23 protein-coding genes are annotated in these 14,851 nt (G+C 65.3%); 1 reads left to right on the top strand and 22 read right to left on the bottom strand.

Annotated features, from left to right (window positions below; genetic code table 11):
• Positions 1 to 6 precede the first annotated feature (6 nt).
• From rplF to KF708C_RS33105, 20 genes are all read right to left on the bottom strand, one after another.
• On the bottom strand, positions 7 to 540 hold the full coding sequence (gene rplF, locus KF708C_RS33015; protein WP_020203847.1) for a 50S ribosomal protein L6: 534 nt from the start codon (positions 538 to 540) through the stop codon (positions 7 to 9).
• Positions 541 to 549: 9 nt separating this feature from the next.
• Positions 550 to 945: a 30S ribosomal protein S8 gene (rpsH, locus tag KF708C_RS33020; RefSeq protein WP_010812384.1), complete on the bottom strand. Its 396-nt coding sequence runs from the start codon at positions 943 to 945 to the stop codon at positions 550 to 552.
• A gap of 27 nt (positions 946 to 972) precedes the next feature.
• Positions 973 to 1,278: a 30S ribosomal protein S14 gene (gene rpsN, locus KF708C_RS35270; RefSeq protein WP_081651439.1), complete on the bottom strand. Its 306-nt coding sequence runs from the start codon at positions 1,276 to 1,278 to the stop codon at positions 973 to 975.
• A gap of 9 nt (positions 1,279 to 1,287) precedes the next feature.
• On the bottom strand, positions 1,288 to 1,830 hold the full coding sequence (rplE, locus tag KF708C_RS33025; RefSeq protein ID WP_020203848.1) for a 50S ribosomal protein L5: 543 nt from the start codon (positions 1,828 to 1,830) through the stop codon (positions 1,288 to 1,290).
• 25 nt (positions 1,831 to 1,855) lie between these two features.
• Positions 1,856 to 2,164 carry a 50S ribosomal protein L24 gene (gene rplX, locus KF708C_RS33030; protein ID WP_017225232.1) on the bottom strand — a complete coding sequence of 103 codons (309 nt, stop codon included), beginning with the start codon at positions 2,162 to 2,164 and terminating at the stop codon, positions 1,856 to 1,858.
• 9 nt (positions 2,165 to 2,173) lie between these two features.
• On the bottom strand, positions 2,174 to 2,542 hold the full coding sequence (gene rplN / locus KF708C_RS33035) for a 50S ribosomal protein L14 (protein WP_017225233.1): 369 nt from the start codon (positions 2,540 to 2,542) through the stop codon (positions 2,174 to 2,176).
• Positions 2,543 to 2,819: 277 nt separating this feature from the next.
• On the bottom strand, positions 2,820 to 3,098 hold the full coding sequence (rpsQ, locus tag KF708C_RS33040; protein ID WP_020203849.1) for a 30S ribosomal protein S17: 279 nt from the start codon (positions 3,096 to 3,098) through the stop codon (positions 2,820 to 2,822).
• The gene (rpmC, locus tag KF708C_RS33045) at positions 3,095 to 3,289 is read right to left on the bottom strand and encodes a 50S ribosomal protein L29 (protein WP_020203850.1); all 195 of its coding nucleotides are present in this window, start codon (positions 3,287 to 3,289) and stop codon (positions 3,095 to 3,097) included. Before rpmC ends, rpsQ begins: the two co-directional genes overlap by 4 nt.
• A gap of 11 nt (positions 3,290 to 3,300) precedes the next feature.
• The gene (gene rplP / locus KF708C_RS33050) at positions 3,301 to 3,717 is read right to left on the bottom strand and encodes a 50S ribosomal protein L16 (protein WP_006160465.1); all 417 of its coding nucleotides are present in this window, start codon (positions 3,715 to 3,717) and stop codon (positions 3,301 to 3,303) included.
• A gap of 2 nt (positions 3,718 to 3,719) precedes the next feature.
• Positions 3,720 to 4,526, bottom strand: coding sequence for a 30S ribosomal protein S3 (gene rpsC / locus KF708C_RS33055; RefSeq protein ID WP_020203851.1), 807 nt, complete (start codon positions 4,524 to 4,526; stop codon positions 3,720 to 3,722).
• A gap of 9 nt (positions 4,527 to 4,535) precedes the next feature.
• Positions 4,536 to 4,865, bottom strand: coding sequence for a 50S ribosomal protein L22 (gene rplV / locus KF708C_RS33060; protein WP_020203852.1), 330 nt, complete (start codon positions 4,863 to 4,865; stop codon positions 4,536 to 4,538).
• 9 nt (positions 4,866 to 4,874) lie between these two features.
• Positions 4,875 to 5,150, bottom strand: coding sequence for a 30S ribosomal protein S19 (gene rpsS, locus KF708C_RS33065; protein ID WP_029043792.1), 276 nt, complete (start codon positions 5,148 to 5,150; stop codon positions 4,875 to 4,877).
• A 21-nt stretch (positions 5,151 to 5,171) separates the two neighbouring features.
• On the bottom strand, positions 5,172 to 6,002 hold the full coding sequence (gene rplB / locus KF708C_RS33070) for a 50S ribosomal protein L2 (protein WP_020203854.1): 831 nt from the start codon (positions 6,000 to 6,002) through the stop codon (positions 5,172 to 5,174).
• A 2-nt stretch (positions 6,003 to 6,004) separates the two neighbouring features.
• Positions 6,005 to 6,319 (bottom strand): 50S ribosomal protein L23, encoded by a 315-nt coding sequence (gene rplW, locus KF708C_RS33075; RefSeq protein WP_006160473.1) that lies wholly within the window; start codon positions 6,317 to 6,319, stop codon positions 6,005 to 6,007.
• Complete coding sequence (rplD, locus tag KF708C_RS33080) at positions 6,316 to 6,936, bottom strand: 50S ribosomal protein L4 (protein ID WP_029043793.1); 621 nt, start codon at positions 6,934 to 6,936, stop codon at positions 6,316 to 6,318. The genes rplW and rplD overlap by 4 nt, the downstream gene beginning before the upstream one ends.
• Before the next feature lie 11 nt (positions 6,937 to 6,947).
• Entirely contained in the window at positions 6,948 to 7,598 is a 651-nt protein-coding gene (gene rplC, locus KF708C_RS33085; RefSeq protein ID WP_020203858.1) for a 50S ribosomal protein L3, read from the bottom strand.
• A gap of 282 nt (positions 7,599 to 7,880) precedes the next feature.
• Complete coding sequence (locus KF708C_RS33090; RefSeq protein ID WP_059416015.1) at positions 7,881 to 8,381, bottom strand: flavin reductase family protein; 501 nt, start codon at positions 8,379 to 8,381, stop codon at positions 7,881 to 7,883.
• Position 8,382: 1 nt separating this feature from the next.
• A complete protein-coding gene (locus KF708C_RS33095) occupies positions 8,383 to 9,624 on the bottom strand; it encodes a styrene monooxygenase/indole monooxygenase family protein (protein WP_020203860.1) in 1,242 nt (413 codons plus the stop codon).
• Positions 9,625 to 9,653: 29 nt separating this feature from the next.
• Positions 9,654 to 10,442, bottom strand: a complete 789-nt coding sequence (locus KF708C_RS33100) for an SDR family oxidoreductase (RefSeq protein ID WP_059416017.1) — start codon at positions 10,440 to 10,442, stop codon at positions 9,654 to 9,656.
• A 113-nt stretch (positions 10,443 to 10,555) separates the two neighbouring features.
• The gene (locus tag KF708C_RS33105; RefSeq protein ID WP_059416019.1) at positions 10,556 to 11,791 is read right to left on the bottom strand and encodes a dienelactone hydrolase family protein; all 1,236 of its coding nucleotides are present in this window, start codon (positions 11,789 to 11,791) and stop codon (positions 10,556 to 10,558) included.
• Between the two features lie 297 nt (positions 11,792 to 12,088).
• Between KF708C_RS33105 and KF708C_RS33110 the strand changes: the two genes are divergently transcribed.
• A complete protein-coding gene (locus KF708C_RS33110) occupies positions 12,089 to 13,102 on the top strand; it encodes an AraC family transcriptional regulator (protein WP_059416021.1) in 1,014 nt (337 codons plus the stop codon).
• Positions 13,103 to 13,219: 117 nt separating this feature from the next.
• On the opposite strand, the gene rpsJ is transcribed toward KF708C_RS33110, so the two are convergent.
• Both rpsJ and tuf read right to left on the bottom strand, forming a co-directional pair.
• On the bottom strand, positions 13,220 to 13,528 hold the full coding sequence (gene rpsJ, locus KF708C_RS33115; RefSeq protein ID WP_006160488.1) for a 30S ribosomal protein S10: 309 nt from the start codon (positions 13,526 to 13,528) through the stop codon (positions 13,220 to 13,222).
• A gap of 95 nt (positions 13,529 to 13,623) precedes the next feature.
• Entirely contained in the window at positions 13,624 to 14,814 is a 1,191-nt protein-coding gene (tuf, locus tag KF708C_RS33120; RefSeq protein WP_020207180.1) for an elongation factor Tu, read from the bottom strand.
• Positions 14,815 to 14,851 lie beyond the last annotated feature (37 nt).

Raw genomic sequence — 14,851 nt, forward strand, 5'->3', positions numbered from 1 at the left:
CACCCCTTACTTCTTCTTGGTTTCCTTCAGGATGACGCGCTCGTCCGAGTAGCGAACGCCCTTGCCCTTGTAGGGCTCAGGCGGACGGTACGCGCGGACTTCCGCGGCAACCTGACCGACTTTCTGCTTGTCCGCACCCTTGATGATGATCTCGGTCTGCGTGGGCGTTGTCGCCGTCACGCCTTCCGGCATCGCATGGATCACGTCGTGCGAGAAACCAAGCTGGAGCTTGAGCGCGGTACCTTGCAGCTGGGCACGGTAGCCCACGCCGACCAGGTTCAGCTTGCGCTCGAAACCGGTGGTCACACCCTTGACCATATTGGCCACCAGGGCGCGCATGGTGCCCTGCAGTGCGTTTGCTTCGCGCGATTCGTCGGCCGGGACGAAGGTCAGCGTGTCGTTTTCGACCTTGACCTGCACCAGGCTGTGAATCGGCTGCGTCAGCGTGCCGAGCGGGCCCTTAACGGAGAGCACGCCGGCCGCCACATTGACTTCTGCGCCTTTGGGCAGCGCGATGGGAGCCTTACCTACACGGGACATGGTTACTCCTTACGCGACGTAGCAGAGAACTTCGCCGCCCACGCCAGTGGCACGTGCCTTGCGATCGGTCATCAGACCCTGCGGGGTCGAGATGATCGCGACGCCCAGGCCGTTCATCACTTGGGGGATGTCGCTGCGGCCCTTGTACACGCGCAGGCCGGGCTTCGAGACGCGTTCGATGCGCTCGATGACCGGACGGCCGGCGTAGTACTTCAGACCGATGCTCAGTTGTGCCTTGCCGCCATCTTCCTGCACGGCGTAGTCGTCGATGTAGCCTTCGTCCTTCAGGACCTTGGCGATTGCCACTTTCAGCTTCGACGACGGCATGACAACCGACGCCTTCTGCACGCCCTGGGCGTTGCGGATGCGCGTCAGCATATCGGCGATAGGATCGCTCATGCTCATACTGTTTCTCCTGTAGCCTGTGCGTAATTACCAGCTGGCTTTCGTCAGACCCGGGATTTCGCCACGGAAGGCGATTTCACGGATCTTGTTACGCGCCAGGCCAAACTTGCGGAAGGTACCGCGGGGACGACCGGTGATCGCGCAGCGATTGCGCTGACGGGTCGGGTTCGCGTTGCGCGGGAGCTGCTGCAGCTCCAGACGAGCGCCATAACGCTCTTCTTCCGACTTTTCCTGGTCGTCGATAATGGCCTTGAGGGATGCGCGCTTCCCGGCATACTTCGCCACGAGCCTTGCGCGCTTCTTCTCACGTTCAATCAGAGCCAATTTAGCCACGGTAACCCCTTAATTACGGAACGGGAACTTGAATGCACCGAGGAGCGCCTTGGCTTCCTCGTCATTCTTAGCCGTCGTCGTGATGCTGATGTTCAGACCGCGCAGCGCGTCGATCTTGTCGTACTCGATTTCGGGGAAAATGATCTGCTCTTTCACACCGATGTTGTAGTTGCCACGACCATCGAACGAGCGGCCCGACACACCACGGAAGTCACGCACGCGCGGCAGCGCCACGGTCACGAAACGATCCAGGAATTCGAACATGCGTTCGCCGCGCAGCGTCACCATCGCGCCGATGGGATAACCCTGGCGGATCTTGAAGCCTGCGATTGCCTTCTTGGCCTTCGTCACCACCGGCTTCTGGCCGGCGATCTTGGTCAGGTCGCCCACGGCCAGCTCAATGACCTTCTTGTCATTGATGGCTTCGCCAAGGCCCATGTTCAGGGTGATCTTGGTGATGCGCGGCACTTCCATGACCGACTTGTAGCCGAACTGTTCGATCAGCTTCGGTACGACCTGTTCTTTGTAAAACTCTTGCAGACGTGCTGTCATGCTCAACTCCTATCCTTGCCCAGAATCAAGCTGCCACGACGGCGCCGGTGGTCTTCAGCACGCGCACGCGCTTGCCGTCTTCCACCTTGATGCCGACGCGCGACGGCTTGCCATTGGCATCCACGAGCGCAACGTTGGAAATATGCAGCGGCATGACCTTGTCGACCACACCACCGGTGGTGCCCAGCATCGGGTTCGGACGTGCATGCTTCTTGGCAACGTTCACGCCTTCAACCACGACCTTGTCGCCGAGCATGGCTTGCACGGTACCGCGCTTGCCCTTGTCTTTGCCGGTCAGGACGATGACTTCGTCGCCTTTGCGAATCTTGTTCATGGCGGCTCCTTACAGCACTTCCGGCGCGAGCGACACGATCTTCATGAAGCGCTCGGTACGGAGTTCACGAGTCACCGGCCCGAAGATACGGGTGCCGATCGGCTCGAGCTTGGTGTTCAGCAGGACAGCGGCATTGCTGTCGAACTTGACGAGCGAACCATCGGCACGGCGCACGCCCTTGGCGGTGCGAACGACGACGGCATTGTAAATATCGCCCTTCTTCACGCGACCGCGCGGCGCTGCGTCCTTGACGGTCACCTTGATGATGTCGCCCACGCTCGCATAGCGGCGCTTGGACCCACCCAGCACTTTGATGCACAGAACTTCGCGCGCACCAGTGTTATCGGCCACTTCGAGCCGGCTTTCTGTCTGAATCATGGTGTTATCTTCCCAACTTAATCCACCGGGCAACGCCCGCCGGTCAGTCTTGGTCCCGTCGGCCTCCGGCTTTGCGCCAGCAACCGTTTGGGTTGATCAACTTTGAAGTCGGTAGTTACCAGGCAGCCTGAACATGGTTAATCAGGAGCCGCTCGGCCTAGGTTCGCCCAGTCGATTCGCCGTGGTGATGGTGCTAAGGCGAATGCAACAAAGCGGAAGTCCAGGATTATAGCACATAACCCTGGACTCGCAAGTCAACCGAAAACCGTGTGGTTTTTTAGATGACGCGCGCAGCTTCGACCAGACGGGAAACCACCCAGGACTTGGTCCGCGACAGCGGACGCGATTCCTGGATCTCGACCTTGTCGCCTTCCTTGTACTGGTTGGCTTCGTCGTGCGCGTGGTACTTCTTCGAACGCAGCACGTACTTGCCGTACAGAGGATGCTTGACGCGGTTTTCGATCAGGACCGTGACGGTCTTGTCCATCTTGTCGCTGACTACACGGCCGACCAGAGTGCGGCGAAGCGACGATTCCGTTTGTGCAGTTTCAGTCATTTCGTGGTCGCCTTCTCGTTCAGCACGGTTTGCACCCGCGCGATGTCCTTGCGCACCTTCTTCAGCTGGCTGGTGTTCTGCAGCTGTTGGGTGGCCTTTTGCATGCGCAGGCTAAATTGGGCCTTCAGCAGCTCGGAGAGCTCCTGGTTCAGCCCGGCGGCGTCCTTGCCGCGAAGTTCGGATGCTTTCATCCCTGCTCTCCTTACGTCCCGACCTGGCGCACCACGAAATTGGTGGCGATCGGCAGCTTGGCAGCCGCGAGGCGGAACGCCTCACGTGCCAGCTCTTCGGTCACGCCATCCATTTCGTACAGCATCTTGCCCGGCTGGATTTCTGCCACGTAGTATTCCGGATTACCCTTACCGTTACCCATACGGACTTCGGCGGGCTTCTTCGAGATCGGCTTGTCCGGGAAAATCCGGATCCAGATGCGGCCGCCACGCTTGATGTGACGGGTCATCGCACGACGCGCCGACTCGATCTGGCGGGCCGTCAGACGGCCACGGCCCATTGCCTTCAGGCCGAATTCACCGAAAGACACGGCGTTGCCACGGGTAGCCTTACCCGTGTTGCGGCCTTTCTGCTCCTTGCGGTATTTTCTGCGCTTAGGTTGCAGCATCGTTATTCTCCACTCTTCGCATCTGCGCCAGGCGCAGCGCGGCGACCGGCACCGGCGCCACCAGCACCACCGCGGCGGTTGCCACCCGGACGGCCTTCGCCTTCGCGGCGGCGGCCTTCGGGACGGCCCGGACGGCGGCGACGTTCGTCTTGCGGCTCTTCCACCACCGGCGCGTCGTTGCGGCCGAGGTGATCACCCTTGTAGACCCACACCTTGACACCGATGATGCCGTAGGTGGTTTCTGCTTCGGAGAAGCCGTAGTCGATGTCGGCGCGCAGGGTGTGCAGGGGCACACGGCCTTCGCGGTACCATTCGGTACGTGCGATTTCGATGCCGTTCAGGCGGCCGGCGCTCATGATCTTGATGCCCTGGGCACCGAGGCGCATCGCGTTCTGCATCGCGCGCTTCATGGCGCGGCGGAACATGATGCGGCGCTCGAGCTGCTGGGTGATCGAGTCGGCGATCAGCTGCGCATCGGTTTCCGGCTTGCGGATTTCCTCGATGTTCACGTGCACGGGCACACCCATGCGGCGTTGCAGCTCGGCCTTGAGCAGTTCGATGTCCTCGCCCTTCTTGCCGATGACCACGCCCGGACGCGAGCTGTAAATGGTCAGACGTGCGTTGCGGGCGGGGCGCTCGATGACGACGCGGCCAACCGAAGCGTTCTTGAGCTTCTTCTTCAGAAACTCGCGAACTTCGATGTCTTCCTTCAGCATGCCGGCGAACTTCGTGTTGTTGGCGTACCAACGCGAAGCCCAGTTACGGCTGACGGCCAGACGGAAGCCAGTCGGATGAATCTTCTGTCCCATCGTGACTCCTTAGTTGCCGAGCGTCACAGTGATGTGACAGGTTTGTTTCTCGATGCGGTTGCCGCGGCCCTTGGCTCGTGCCGTGAAGCGCTTGAGCGAGGTTGCCTTGTCGACGAAGATGGTCTTGACCTTCAGTTCGTCGATGTCGGCGCCTTCGTTGTGCTCGGCGTTGGCGATGGCCGATTCGACCACCTTCTTCACGATCCCGGCAGCCTTTTTCGGGCTGAACGTCAGGACGTTGAGCGCGCGCTCGATCGGCAGACCGCGGATCTGGTCGGCGACCAGGCGAGTTTTCTGGGCGGAGATGCGGGCACCGCGATGAATCGCTTTCACTTCCATGATGGCACCTTACCTCTTCGCTTTCTTGTCAGCCGCGTGGCCCTTGAACGTGCGGGTGAGCGCAAATTCGCCGAGCTTGTGGCCGACCATGTTTTCCGAAACGTACACCGGCACGTGTTGACGGCCGTTGTGAACGGCGATCGTCAGGCCGATGAATTCCGGCAGAATGGTCGAGCGACGCGACCAAGTCTTGATGGGCTTCTTGTCCTTGCCGCCTGCAGCCGCTTCCACCTTTTTCAGCAGGTGGGCGTCACAGAACGGACCCTTTTTTGCGGAACGTGTCATGTCTAGGCTCCTACCTACCGATTAACGCTTGTGGCGCTTCTGCACGATCATGCTGGCAGTGCGCTTGTTGCTGCGGGTACGGTAACCCTTGGCCGGGGTACCCCACGGCGAAACCGGATCGCGACCAGCGGCGGTCTTGCCTTCACCACCACCGTGCGGGTGATCCACCGGGTTCATCACGACACCACGCACCGTCGGGCGGATACCGCGCCAGCGGGTGGCACCGGCCTTGCCGATGACGCGCAGGCTGTGCTCTTCGTTGCCGACTTCACCGATGGTGGCGCGGCATTCGATGTGCACGCGGCGCACTTCGCCGGAGCGCAGGCGCACCTGGGCGTAGATGCCTTCGCGAGCCAGCAGCACGGCGGAACCGCCGGCGGCGCGCGCGATCTGGGCACCCTTGCCGGGCAGCATTTCCACGTTGTTGATCGTGGTGCCGACCGGGATGTTGCGGATCGGCAGGTTGTTGCCGGCCTTGATCGGCGCTTCCGAGCCGTTCAGCACGGCCTGGCCGGCCACCATGCCCTTCGTGGCGATGATGTAGCGGCGCTCGCCGTCGGCGAACAGCACCAGCGCGATGTTGGCGCTGCGGTTCGGATCGTATTCCAGGCGCTCGACCTTGGCGGGGATGCCGTCCTTGTCGTTGCGCTTGAAGTCGACCACGCGGTAGTGGTGCTTATGACCACCGCCCTTGTGGCGGGTGGTGATGTGACCGTTGTTGTTGCGGCCCGACTTCTGGAATTGCTTTTCCAGCAGCGGAGCGTGGGGCTCGCCCTTGTGCAGGTTGGGATTGACAACCTTCACCATCGAGCGACGGCCCGGGGACGTCGGCTTGGTCTTGACGAGTGCCATGATTACTTGGCCTCCGCTTCAAAATTGATTTCCTGACCCGGCTTCAGCGAAACGTAAGCCTTCTTCACGTGGTTGCGACGCCCCATGAAGCGGCCAAAGCGCTTTTGCTTGCCCTTTTGGTTCAGGATCTGAACGGACTGCACCTCGACCTTGAACAGCAGCTCGACCGCCGCCTTCACGTCTGCCTTGTTGGCATCGCGAGCGACTTCGAACACGACTTGTTCGTTCTTGTCGGCGACCAGGGTTGCCTTTTCGGAAACCACCGGCGCGAGCAGCACCTGCATCAAACGATGATCGTTCTTGGCTACTTGCGTCATTTCAGCAACTCCTCGATCTGCGCGACGGCTGCCTTGGTCACCAGCACCTTCTTGTAGTGCACGAGCGACAGCGGGTCAGCCTGGCGCGGCTCGACAACCGCCACGTGCGGCAGGTTGCGCGAAGCCAGGTAGAGGTTTTCGTCGAGGCTGTCGGTGATGATCAGCACCGAGTCCAGGCCCATGGCCTTGAACTTGTCGGCCAAGAGCTTGGTCTTGGGCGCATCGACGGTGAAACCGTCCACCACGTTGATACGACCTTCACGTGCGAGCTGCGAGTAGATCGAGCGCATGCCGGCACGGAACATCTTCTTGTTGACCTTCTGGCTGAAGTTCTCTTCCGGCGAATTCGGGAAGATGCGGCCGCCCCCGCGCCACAGCGGCGAGGAAGACATACCGGCACGGGCACGGCCCGTACCCTTCTGGCGCCACGGCTTCTTGGTCGTGTGCTTGACCTCTTCACGATCCTTCTGCTTACGGTTGCCGCTGCGAGCGTTGGCCTGGTAAGCGACGACGATCTGGTGAACGAGGGCTTCGTTGTAGTCACGGCCGAAGACTTCGGGCGAGGCGTCAACGCCCGCGCCGACTTGGCCATTGTCCTGGAGGAGCTTGAGTTCCATTGATTCGCTCCTTAAGCTTTGGCTTTGGCCTTGACGGCCGGGGTCACGATGACCTTGCCGCCCTTGGAACCGGGGATCGCGCCCTTGACCAGCAGCAGCTTGCGCTCTGCGTCGATCTTGGCGATTTCCAGGTTCTGGACGGTGCGGGTGACGTCACCCAGGTGGCCCGTCATGCGCTTGCCGGGGAACACACGGCCCGGATCCTGCGCCATACCGATGGAACCCGGCACGTTGTGCGAACGCGAGTTACCGTGGGTGGCACGACCGGATGCGAAGTGGTGGCGCTTGATGGTACCGGCGTAGCCCTTACCGATGCTGACGCCCTGCACGTCGATCTTCTGACCGACTTCGAACAGGTCGACCGACAGCGAACCGCCAGCTTGCAGTTCGCCCGCCTTGGCGGCATCGATACGGAATTCGCGGATGATTTCGCCGGCTTCGACACCAGCTTTGGCGAGATGACCCGCCAGCGGCTTGGTGACGCGACTGGCGCGGCGTGCGCCGAAAGTGACTTGAACCGCGGTATAACCGTCGGTCTCGTCCGTCTTGATTTGCGTCACGCGGTTGTCGCCGACCTCGACCACGGTAACGGGAATCGAATCACCGTCGTCCGTGAAAATACGGGTCATGCCAACCTTGCGACCTACAAGGCCAAGGCTCATGGTTTGCTCCATTCCCAGCTGCGATTGGCCGGGGCTGATTGATACACGAAAACTGTGTGTGCAAACTGCGTTTGCAGTGCGCGGGCTTGCGCTAAAGAAGACGGCGCGCGGCCAAAACGGCCAGCCCACTACCCATAGACAAACGGGTAGCCTTACACTATATCGCACTGGTTTGGAAAGAGCAAGCACGGCGTGGAATGTCGCCGCACGTCGGGGCGCCGCGTGTTGCTTTGTGACGTTTTCCGCTACTTTTGCCGGCCGATGGCGGCGTCATGCGGGGCTTCAGCGGCCCGCGGCGGCGCCGATGCGGACGAATTCGCCGCCATAGAACACCAGCGGCTCGCCCTCCCCGGCTTCAAACCCCTCGACCGCGCCCACGATCAGCAGATGGTCGCCGACCGGGTCGGCGCGCTCGACCCGGCACGCCAGCGTGGCCAGCGCGTCCGCCAGGTAGGGCACGCCGCGCGGGCAGCGCCGGTGCGCGACGCCGGCGAACTTGTCCGCCGCGGGCGTGGCGAAGCGGCGCGCGAGCTCGCCCTGCTCCGCGCGCAGGATGCTGATGCCGAAGGCGGCGCCCGGCGCGAAGTGCGCGGCGCTCGGCGAATGCAGGGCCAGGCTCCACAGGATCAGCGGCGGCGCCAGCGACAGCGAGGCGAACGAGTTGACGGTCAGGCCGAGCGGACGGCCGCCGGCGCCGCACGCGCCGATGACCGCCACGCCCGTGGCATAGCGCCCGCAGGCGCGCCGCAGCGCGCGCGCGTCGCCGGTGGCGGCCGCCGCCATCTCAGGCCGCCCGCGGCAGGTGCCGCTCGATCATCTGCTGGCACGCCGCGGCGTCGGCCCACCACGGGAAGAAGTCCGGCGGGTTGTCGAAGCCGTTGGCGATGCGCGCGGCCAGTGCCGGCGCCTGCCCGGCCGCGCCGAGCAGGGCCAGGATGTGGGGCGGCGGCGGCGTGAGCAGCGAGTTGGTCCAGTTGACCACGTCGCCGGCGTATTGCCAGTAGCGCGCGAAGGTTCGCTCCATCCAGCCGGCGTCAAAGGCGCGCTCGCCGTGGGCGACGATGGCGTCGAGATAGACCTTGCAGCATTTGGCGGCGTTGTTGGAGCCCTGGCCGGTGATGGGATCGTTGACGACCACCGCGTCGGCCATGCCGAACACCAGCCGCCCGGACGGCAGCGTCATGACCGGGCGGCGCACGGTCGGCGTGAAGCGCCCGGCCAGGATGCCCTGCTCGTCGGTCAGCGTCACGGCTTCGCAGCGCTCGGCCTCCCACGGCAGCCAGGTGCGCAGGATGCGCAGGCTCTCGGCGAGGTGCTGCTCCGGCGTGCGCGCCTCGGCCCAGCGGTCCATCGGGCCGCCCGGCACGCCTTCGAACACCATGATCTCGCAGGGCCCGCCCAGCGTCAGCGCCGGGAAGACGAAGTACTCGCCGACGCCCGGGATCAGGTTGAAGGCCACGCGCGAGAACGGGCTGCCCGGGCGCATGCCGTTCACGTAGGTCAGCGCCAGCGCGCGCTGCGGCGCGGTGAACGGGCTGCGCGCGGCGTCGCGCTCGAAGCGGTTGACGATCTCGCCCTTGCCGGCGGCAAGCAGCACCAGGTCGTGCTCGGCGGCCAGCGCCTCGAGTTCGGCGATGCCCGCATCGGCGATGCGCAGGTCGCCGCCGCGCTGCGCGAAGGCTTCCATCCAGGCCGGCATCTTCAGGCGCTGGTCCACGGCCTGCGCCGGCCGCTCGAGGCGCGCGGCCCAGTCGATCAGCTTCGCGCCGGGCTGCTCGGGATGCGGCACCGCCAGGCCGATGCCTTCGACCGGCGGACAGGTATCGCCCCACCAGTCGAGCGCGAGTTCGCGCTCGCACTGCAGCGCGCGGTCGAACATGCACTGGCTGGACATGACCTTGCCCGCGCGCACCTGCTCCGGCGTGCGGTTGGTCATCAGCGTGACCCGGTAGCCCCGGGCCTGCAGGCCGAGGGCCATCTGCAGGCCGGACTGGCCGGCGCCGACGATGGCAATGCGTTGGCTCATGACGATCTCCTCGATATGGGCAAGTCGCTTCAGCCGGCCAGGCGGGGGATGGCGGGAACGTTCTGCTCCGGCCCCATCGCGCCATAACCGCCGTCCACGGCGTAGTCGGCGCCGGTGACAAAGCTGGCGTGGTCGGAGCACAGGAACAGCACCACCTGCGCCACCTCGTCCGGCTCGCCGGCGCGGCCGAGCAGGTGGAAATCCGCCGCCACGCGGTCGGTGCGCGCGCGGTCGCCGCCGCTGACTTCATCCATCAGCCGGCACCAGGTCCAGCCCGGCGAGACCGCGTTGACGCGGATGCGGTCGGGCGCCAGGTCCATCGCCATGCTGCGCGTGAGCTGGCGGATCGCGGCCTTGGAGGCGGGATAGAGCCAGCGCCCGGTCTGCGCCACGCCGGCCGAGATGCTGGTGAAGTTGACGATGGCGCCGCCGCCGCGCGCGCGCATGGCGCCGTGCACGGCCTGCGCCAGCATCGCGCCGGACACCACGTTGACGTCGAGCGCGGCAAGCCAGTCGCGGCGCGTCGAGCGCAAGCCGTCGTCGAGGTAGGTGCAGGCGAGGTTGACCAGGTAGTCGATGCCGCCGAAATGCCGCGACACCTCGGCCACGGCCGCTGCGACCTGGGCGTCGTCGGTGATGTCGGTGCGCACGAACAGCGCCCGCTCGCCGAGCTCGGCGGCGATGCGCGCGCCGCCGGCCGCGTCGATGTCGAGAATGGCCACGCGCGTGCCGGCCCGTACGAAGGCCCTGGCCACGCCGGCCCCGATCAGGGTGGCGCCGCCGCTGACGATGGCGACCTTGTCCTGCAGTCCTTTCATGACGTTGTCTCCTGATGTGAGGCGTTGCCCGCGCCGCGCGGGCACGCCCTTTTTTTTGCTATGCGATGGATACGCCGGGTGCGTCGCGGCGGAATGCCGGGCGCGCGCGCGGGCTACTTGCCCTCGCTCTCCCGCCAGCGCGCCATCAGCGTGTTCGACGGCAGCGTCTCGTCGAGCAGCTTGCGCGCCGTTTCCACGCCGGCCACCGGCAACCCGGCGGGATCGAGCTTGCCGATCTGCACCAGTACGCTGGCCTGGTCCCAGTAGATGTGCTCGTGGTAGAGCTTGTCGCCGCGGAACTTGACGATGGCGATCAGCGGGATCTCCACGCGCTTGCCGGTGGGCGGCACGCCGGGCAGCATCCAGTCGATCTCGCAGGTATGGGTGAAGCAGAACAGCAGCTCGTCGACGATCTGGCTGGCGCCCACCGTGCGCGACAGCGGGATCAGCGTGGTGTCGGGCGGATTGCTGTGGACGAAGTGGTTGGCGTAGAAGCGCCTGAGCTGGCCGTGGCCCACGCCGCCGGTCATGGTCGGGATGTGGTTGACGTAGGGCTGGGCCACCATCGTCGCCATCGTGGCGTCGACGTCGCGCGTGGCGAATTCGTATTCGCAATGCTTGTCCCACAGCGCCGAGAAATCGTAGTGCGGGCCCATCTCGGCGCGCAGCGCGGCGATCGAGCGCTGGTGCGCCATCAACGCGGCGGGGCGGCCGTAGTGCTCGCCGCCGGCGCGCGCGAACGCATGGTCGGCGCCGGGATAGACGTACAGCTCGACGTTCTCGCGGGCGCCCAGCGCCTCGCGGATCCGCGCCTGCGCCTCGGGCGGGCAGAAGCCGTCGCTGCCGGCCACGTGCAGCACCAGGCGGCCGCGCACATGGCGGGCTTCGTCGAGCGCGCGCTCGATGCCCACGCCGTAGTACGCCACCGCGCAGGCCACGCCGTCCAGGCGGCAGGCGGCGAGATAGGCCAGCTTGCCGCCCAGGCAGAAACCCAGCACGCCGGTCTGTCCCGCGCATTCCGGGCGCGCGCGCAGCGCGGCCAGCGCGGCGCCCACGTCCCGCACGCCCGCGGCTTCGTCGAACTGCTGGTAGAGGCCGAGCGCGCGCTGGAAGTCCGCGCCGCGGTCGCCCAGCTCGATGCCGGGCGCGATGCGCCAGAACAGGTCCGGCACCAGCACCGTGTAGCCTTCCTCGGCGTAGTAGTCCGCCACCGCCCGCATGGTGGCGTTGACGCCGAAGATTTCCTGGCACAGCACGATGCCCGGGCCCTTGCCCGCGGCGGGGGTGGCCAGGTAGGCGCTGAACGTGCCGCCGCCGTCGGCGGCGTGGATCTGGATGGTCCGGCCCATGAATGGCGCTCCTTCTTGTCTGGTTTGGGGGGCGGGGCTGCGGTGCCGGATTGCATGATGGGCGATCCGCACCGCAGCAAACTAGCCGCCGGCTGCAGCGGCTATCCGATTAGTGCAGGAAAATGCCGGGCCGGGCAAGCGCCGCGCCGCCGCCGCTGCGCGGCAATCCACTATAGTGGTGCGAAGGAATCCGTCCGCCGGCCCGCGCGGGCGCCGGGCCGCGCGCTGCGCGGCGGCGCCACGCCGACCATGCGGCCCCTTCAGCAACGGCGCGCCATGACGCCGAGGAGCGAGACCATGCCGCAGCCCCCCGCCGCCACGGCCGCCGAGCCGCTGGCCGGTGCCTTGCTGTCAGACCCGAGCAGGCTGGTGTTCGCCTCGGCTGACCACGCCCGCACGCGCGCCGCGGTCGGCGCCGTCTTCAAGCCGCACCGGCTCGCCATTGCCGGCACGACGCTGGCCGCGCGCATGCATCACGCGCCGCTCGGCGCGGTGTCGTTCAACCGGCTGGCCTACGGGGCCGAGGTGCGCATCGAGCCGGGGCCGCTCGAGGATTTCCTGCTGGTGCAGATGCCGGTCGGCGGCAGCGCCGAGATCCACTGCGGCGCGCAGCGGATCGTTTCCGACCGCGACACGGCCTCGGTGCTCACGCCCGCCGATCCGGTGCGGATGCGCTGGAGCCAAGACAGCGACCAGTTGATCGTGCGCGTGGAGCGCAGCGCGCTGGAGCGGGTCTGCGCGGCCCACCTCGGGCACCCCCCGCGGCAGGCGCTGCGCTTCCAGCTCGGCATGGCGTGGCGGCGCGCGGCGGCGTGGTACCAGTTGATGCACTACCTGGCGGACCTGCTGGCGCAAGCGCCGGACACGGCGCGCCATCCGCTGACCGCCTGCCAGCTCGAGCAGCTGGTGATCGGCACGCTGCTGACGGCGCAGCCGCACAATCTCAGCGAGGCGCTGCAGGCGCGCGGCAAGCCGCTGGCGCCGCGCCACGTCAGGCGGGTCGAGGAATACATCCACGCGCATGCCCACGCGCCGCTCACGCCCGCCGTGCTGGCGGAGGTGGCCGGGGTCAGCCTGCGCGGGCTGTACGCGGGCTTCCGCGAGCATCGCGGCATCAGCCCGATGGCCTACCTGCGCGCGGTCCGGCTCGAGCGCGTGCGGCACGACCTGCTCAGCGACAAGACCGTCGATTCGGTCACGGCGGCGGCCTTGCGCTGGGGCTTCAGCCACCTGGGACGGTTCAGCATGGAATACCGCAAAAGCTTCGGCGAAGCGCCGGGACAGACGCTGCGGCGGCGCGGGCCGGCATGAGGAAGGGGCCGCGCCGGGACGGTACGAGGAGGAGGCGCGCAAAAACAAAAACGGCGAACCGAAGTTCGCCGTTTTCGTTGCCCGAGGCCGCCTGGGGCGGCCTTGCGCGGAATGGCTTTACACCTTGATTTCGACGTCGACGCCTGCCGGCAGGTCGAGCTTCATCAGTGCGTCAACGGTCTTGTCGGTAGGATCGACAATGTCCATCAGGCGCTGGTGAGTGCGGATCTCGAACTGATCGCGGCTGGTCTTGTTGACGTGCGGCGAACGCAGGATGTCGAAGCGCTGGATGCGGGTCGGCAGGGGCACCGGGCCCTTGACGATCGCGCCGGTACGCTTGGCGGTATCCACGATTTCGGCTGCCGACTGGTCGATCAGGCGATAGTCGAAAGCCTTCAGGCGGATACGGATCTTCTGGTTCTGCATGATATTTCCTTAAAAGAGCGATGGGCGCATGCGCCCTGGAACATGGGAAAAGGCCAGCGGCATTGTACCGCCAGCCAGTTCCAGGAAGTTTTTTATCAGTCGAGGATCTTGGCCACGACGCCGGCGCCGACGGTACGGCCGCCTTCACGGATGGCGAAGCGCAGGCCTTCTTCCATCGCGATCGGGGCGATCAGCTTGACCGTGATCGACACGTTGTCGCCGGGCATGACCATTTCCTTGTCCTTCGGCAGCTCGATCGAGCCGGTCACGTCGGTCGTGCGGAAATAGAACTGCGGGCGGTAGTTGTTGAAGAACGGGGTGTGACGGCCGCCTTCGTCCTTCGACAGAATGTAGACCTCGCCGGTGAAGTGCGTGTGCGGCTTGATCGAACCCGGCTTGCACAGCACCTGGCCGCGCTCCACGTCTTCGCGCTTCGTGCCGCGCAGCAGCAGGCCCACGTTGTCGCCGGCCTGACCCTGGTCCAGCAGCTTGCGGAACATTTCCACGCCGGTGCAGGTGGTCTTGACCGTCGGCTTGATACCGACGATTTCGATTTCCTCGCCGACCTTGATGATGCCGCGTTCGATACGGCCGGTCACCACGGTGCCGCGGCCCGAGATCGAGAACACGTCTTCCACCGGCATCAGGAAGGTACCGTCAACGGCACGTTCCGGCGTCGGGATGTAGGTGTCCAGCGCGTCGGCCAGGTTCAGGATGGCCACTTCGCCCAGCTCGCCCTTGTCGCCTTCGAGCGCCAGCTTGGCCGAACCCTTGATGATCGGGGTGTCGTCGCCGGGGAACTCGTACTTCGAGAGCAGTTCGCGCACTTCCATTTCGACCAGCTCGAGCAGCTCGGCGTCGTCGACCATGTCGCACTTGTTCAGGAACACGATGATGTAAGGCACGCCGACCTGGCGGGCCAGCAGGATGTGCTCGCGGGTCTGGGGCATGGGGCCGTCGGCGGCCGAGCACACCAGGATCGCGCCGTCCATCTGGGCGGCACCCGTGATCATGTTCTTCACATAGTCGGCGTGGCCCGGGCAGTCGACGTGCGCGTAGTGGCGATTGGCCGTTTCGTACTCGACGTGGGCGGTATTGATGGTGATACCGCGTGCCTTTTCTTCCGGCGCTGCGTCGATTTCGTCGTACTTCTTGGCCGAACCGCCAAACTTCGCTGCCAGCACCGTGGCGATCGCTGCCGTCAGCGTGGTCTTGCCGTGGTCAACGTGACCGATCGTACCAACGTTCACGTGCGGCTTGGTCCGCTCGAACTTTTCCTTTGCCATTTTTCAGCTCCTAATGGAATGCAGTCTTTTATACAGT

Origin of the sequence: Cupriavidus basilensis (assembly GCF_000876015.1) — a bacterium.
GTDB classification, from domain to species: Bacteria; Pseudomonadota; Gammaproteobacteria; order Burkholderiales; family Burkholderiaceae; genus Cupriavidus; species Cupriavidus basilensis_B.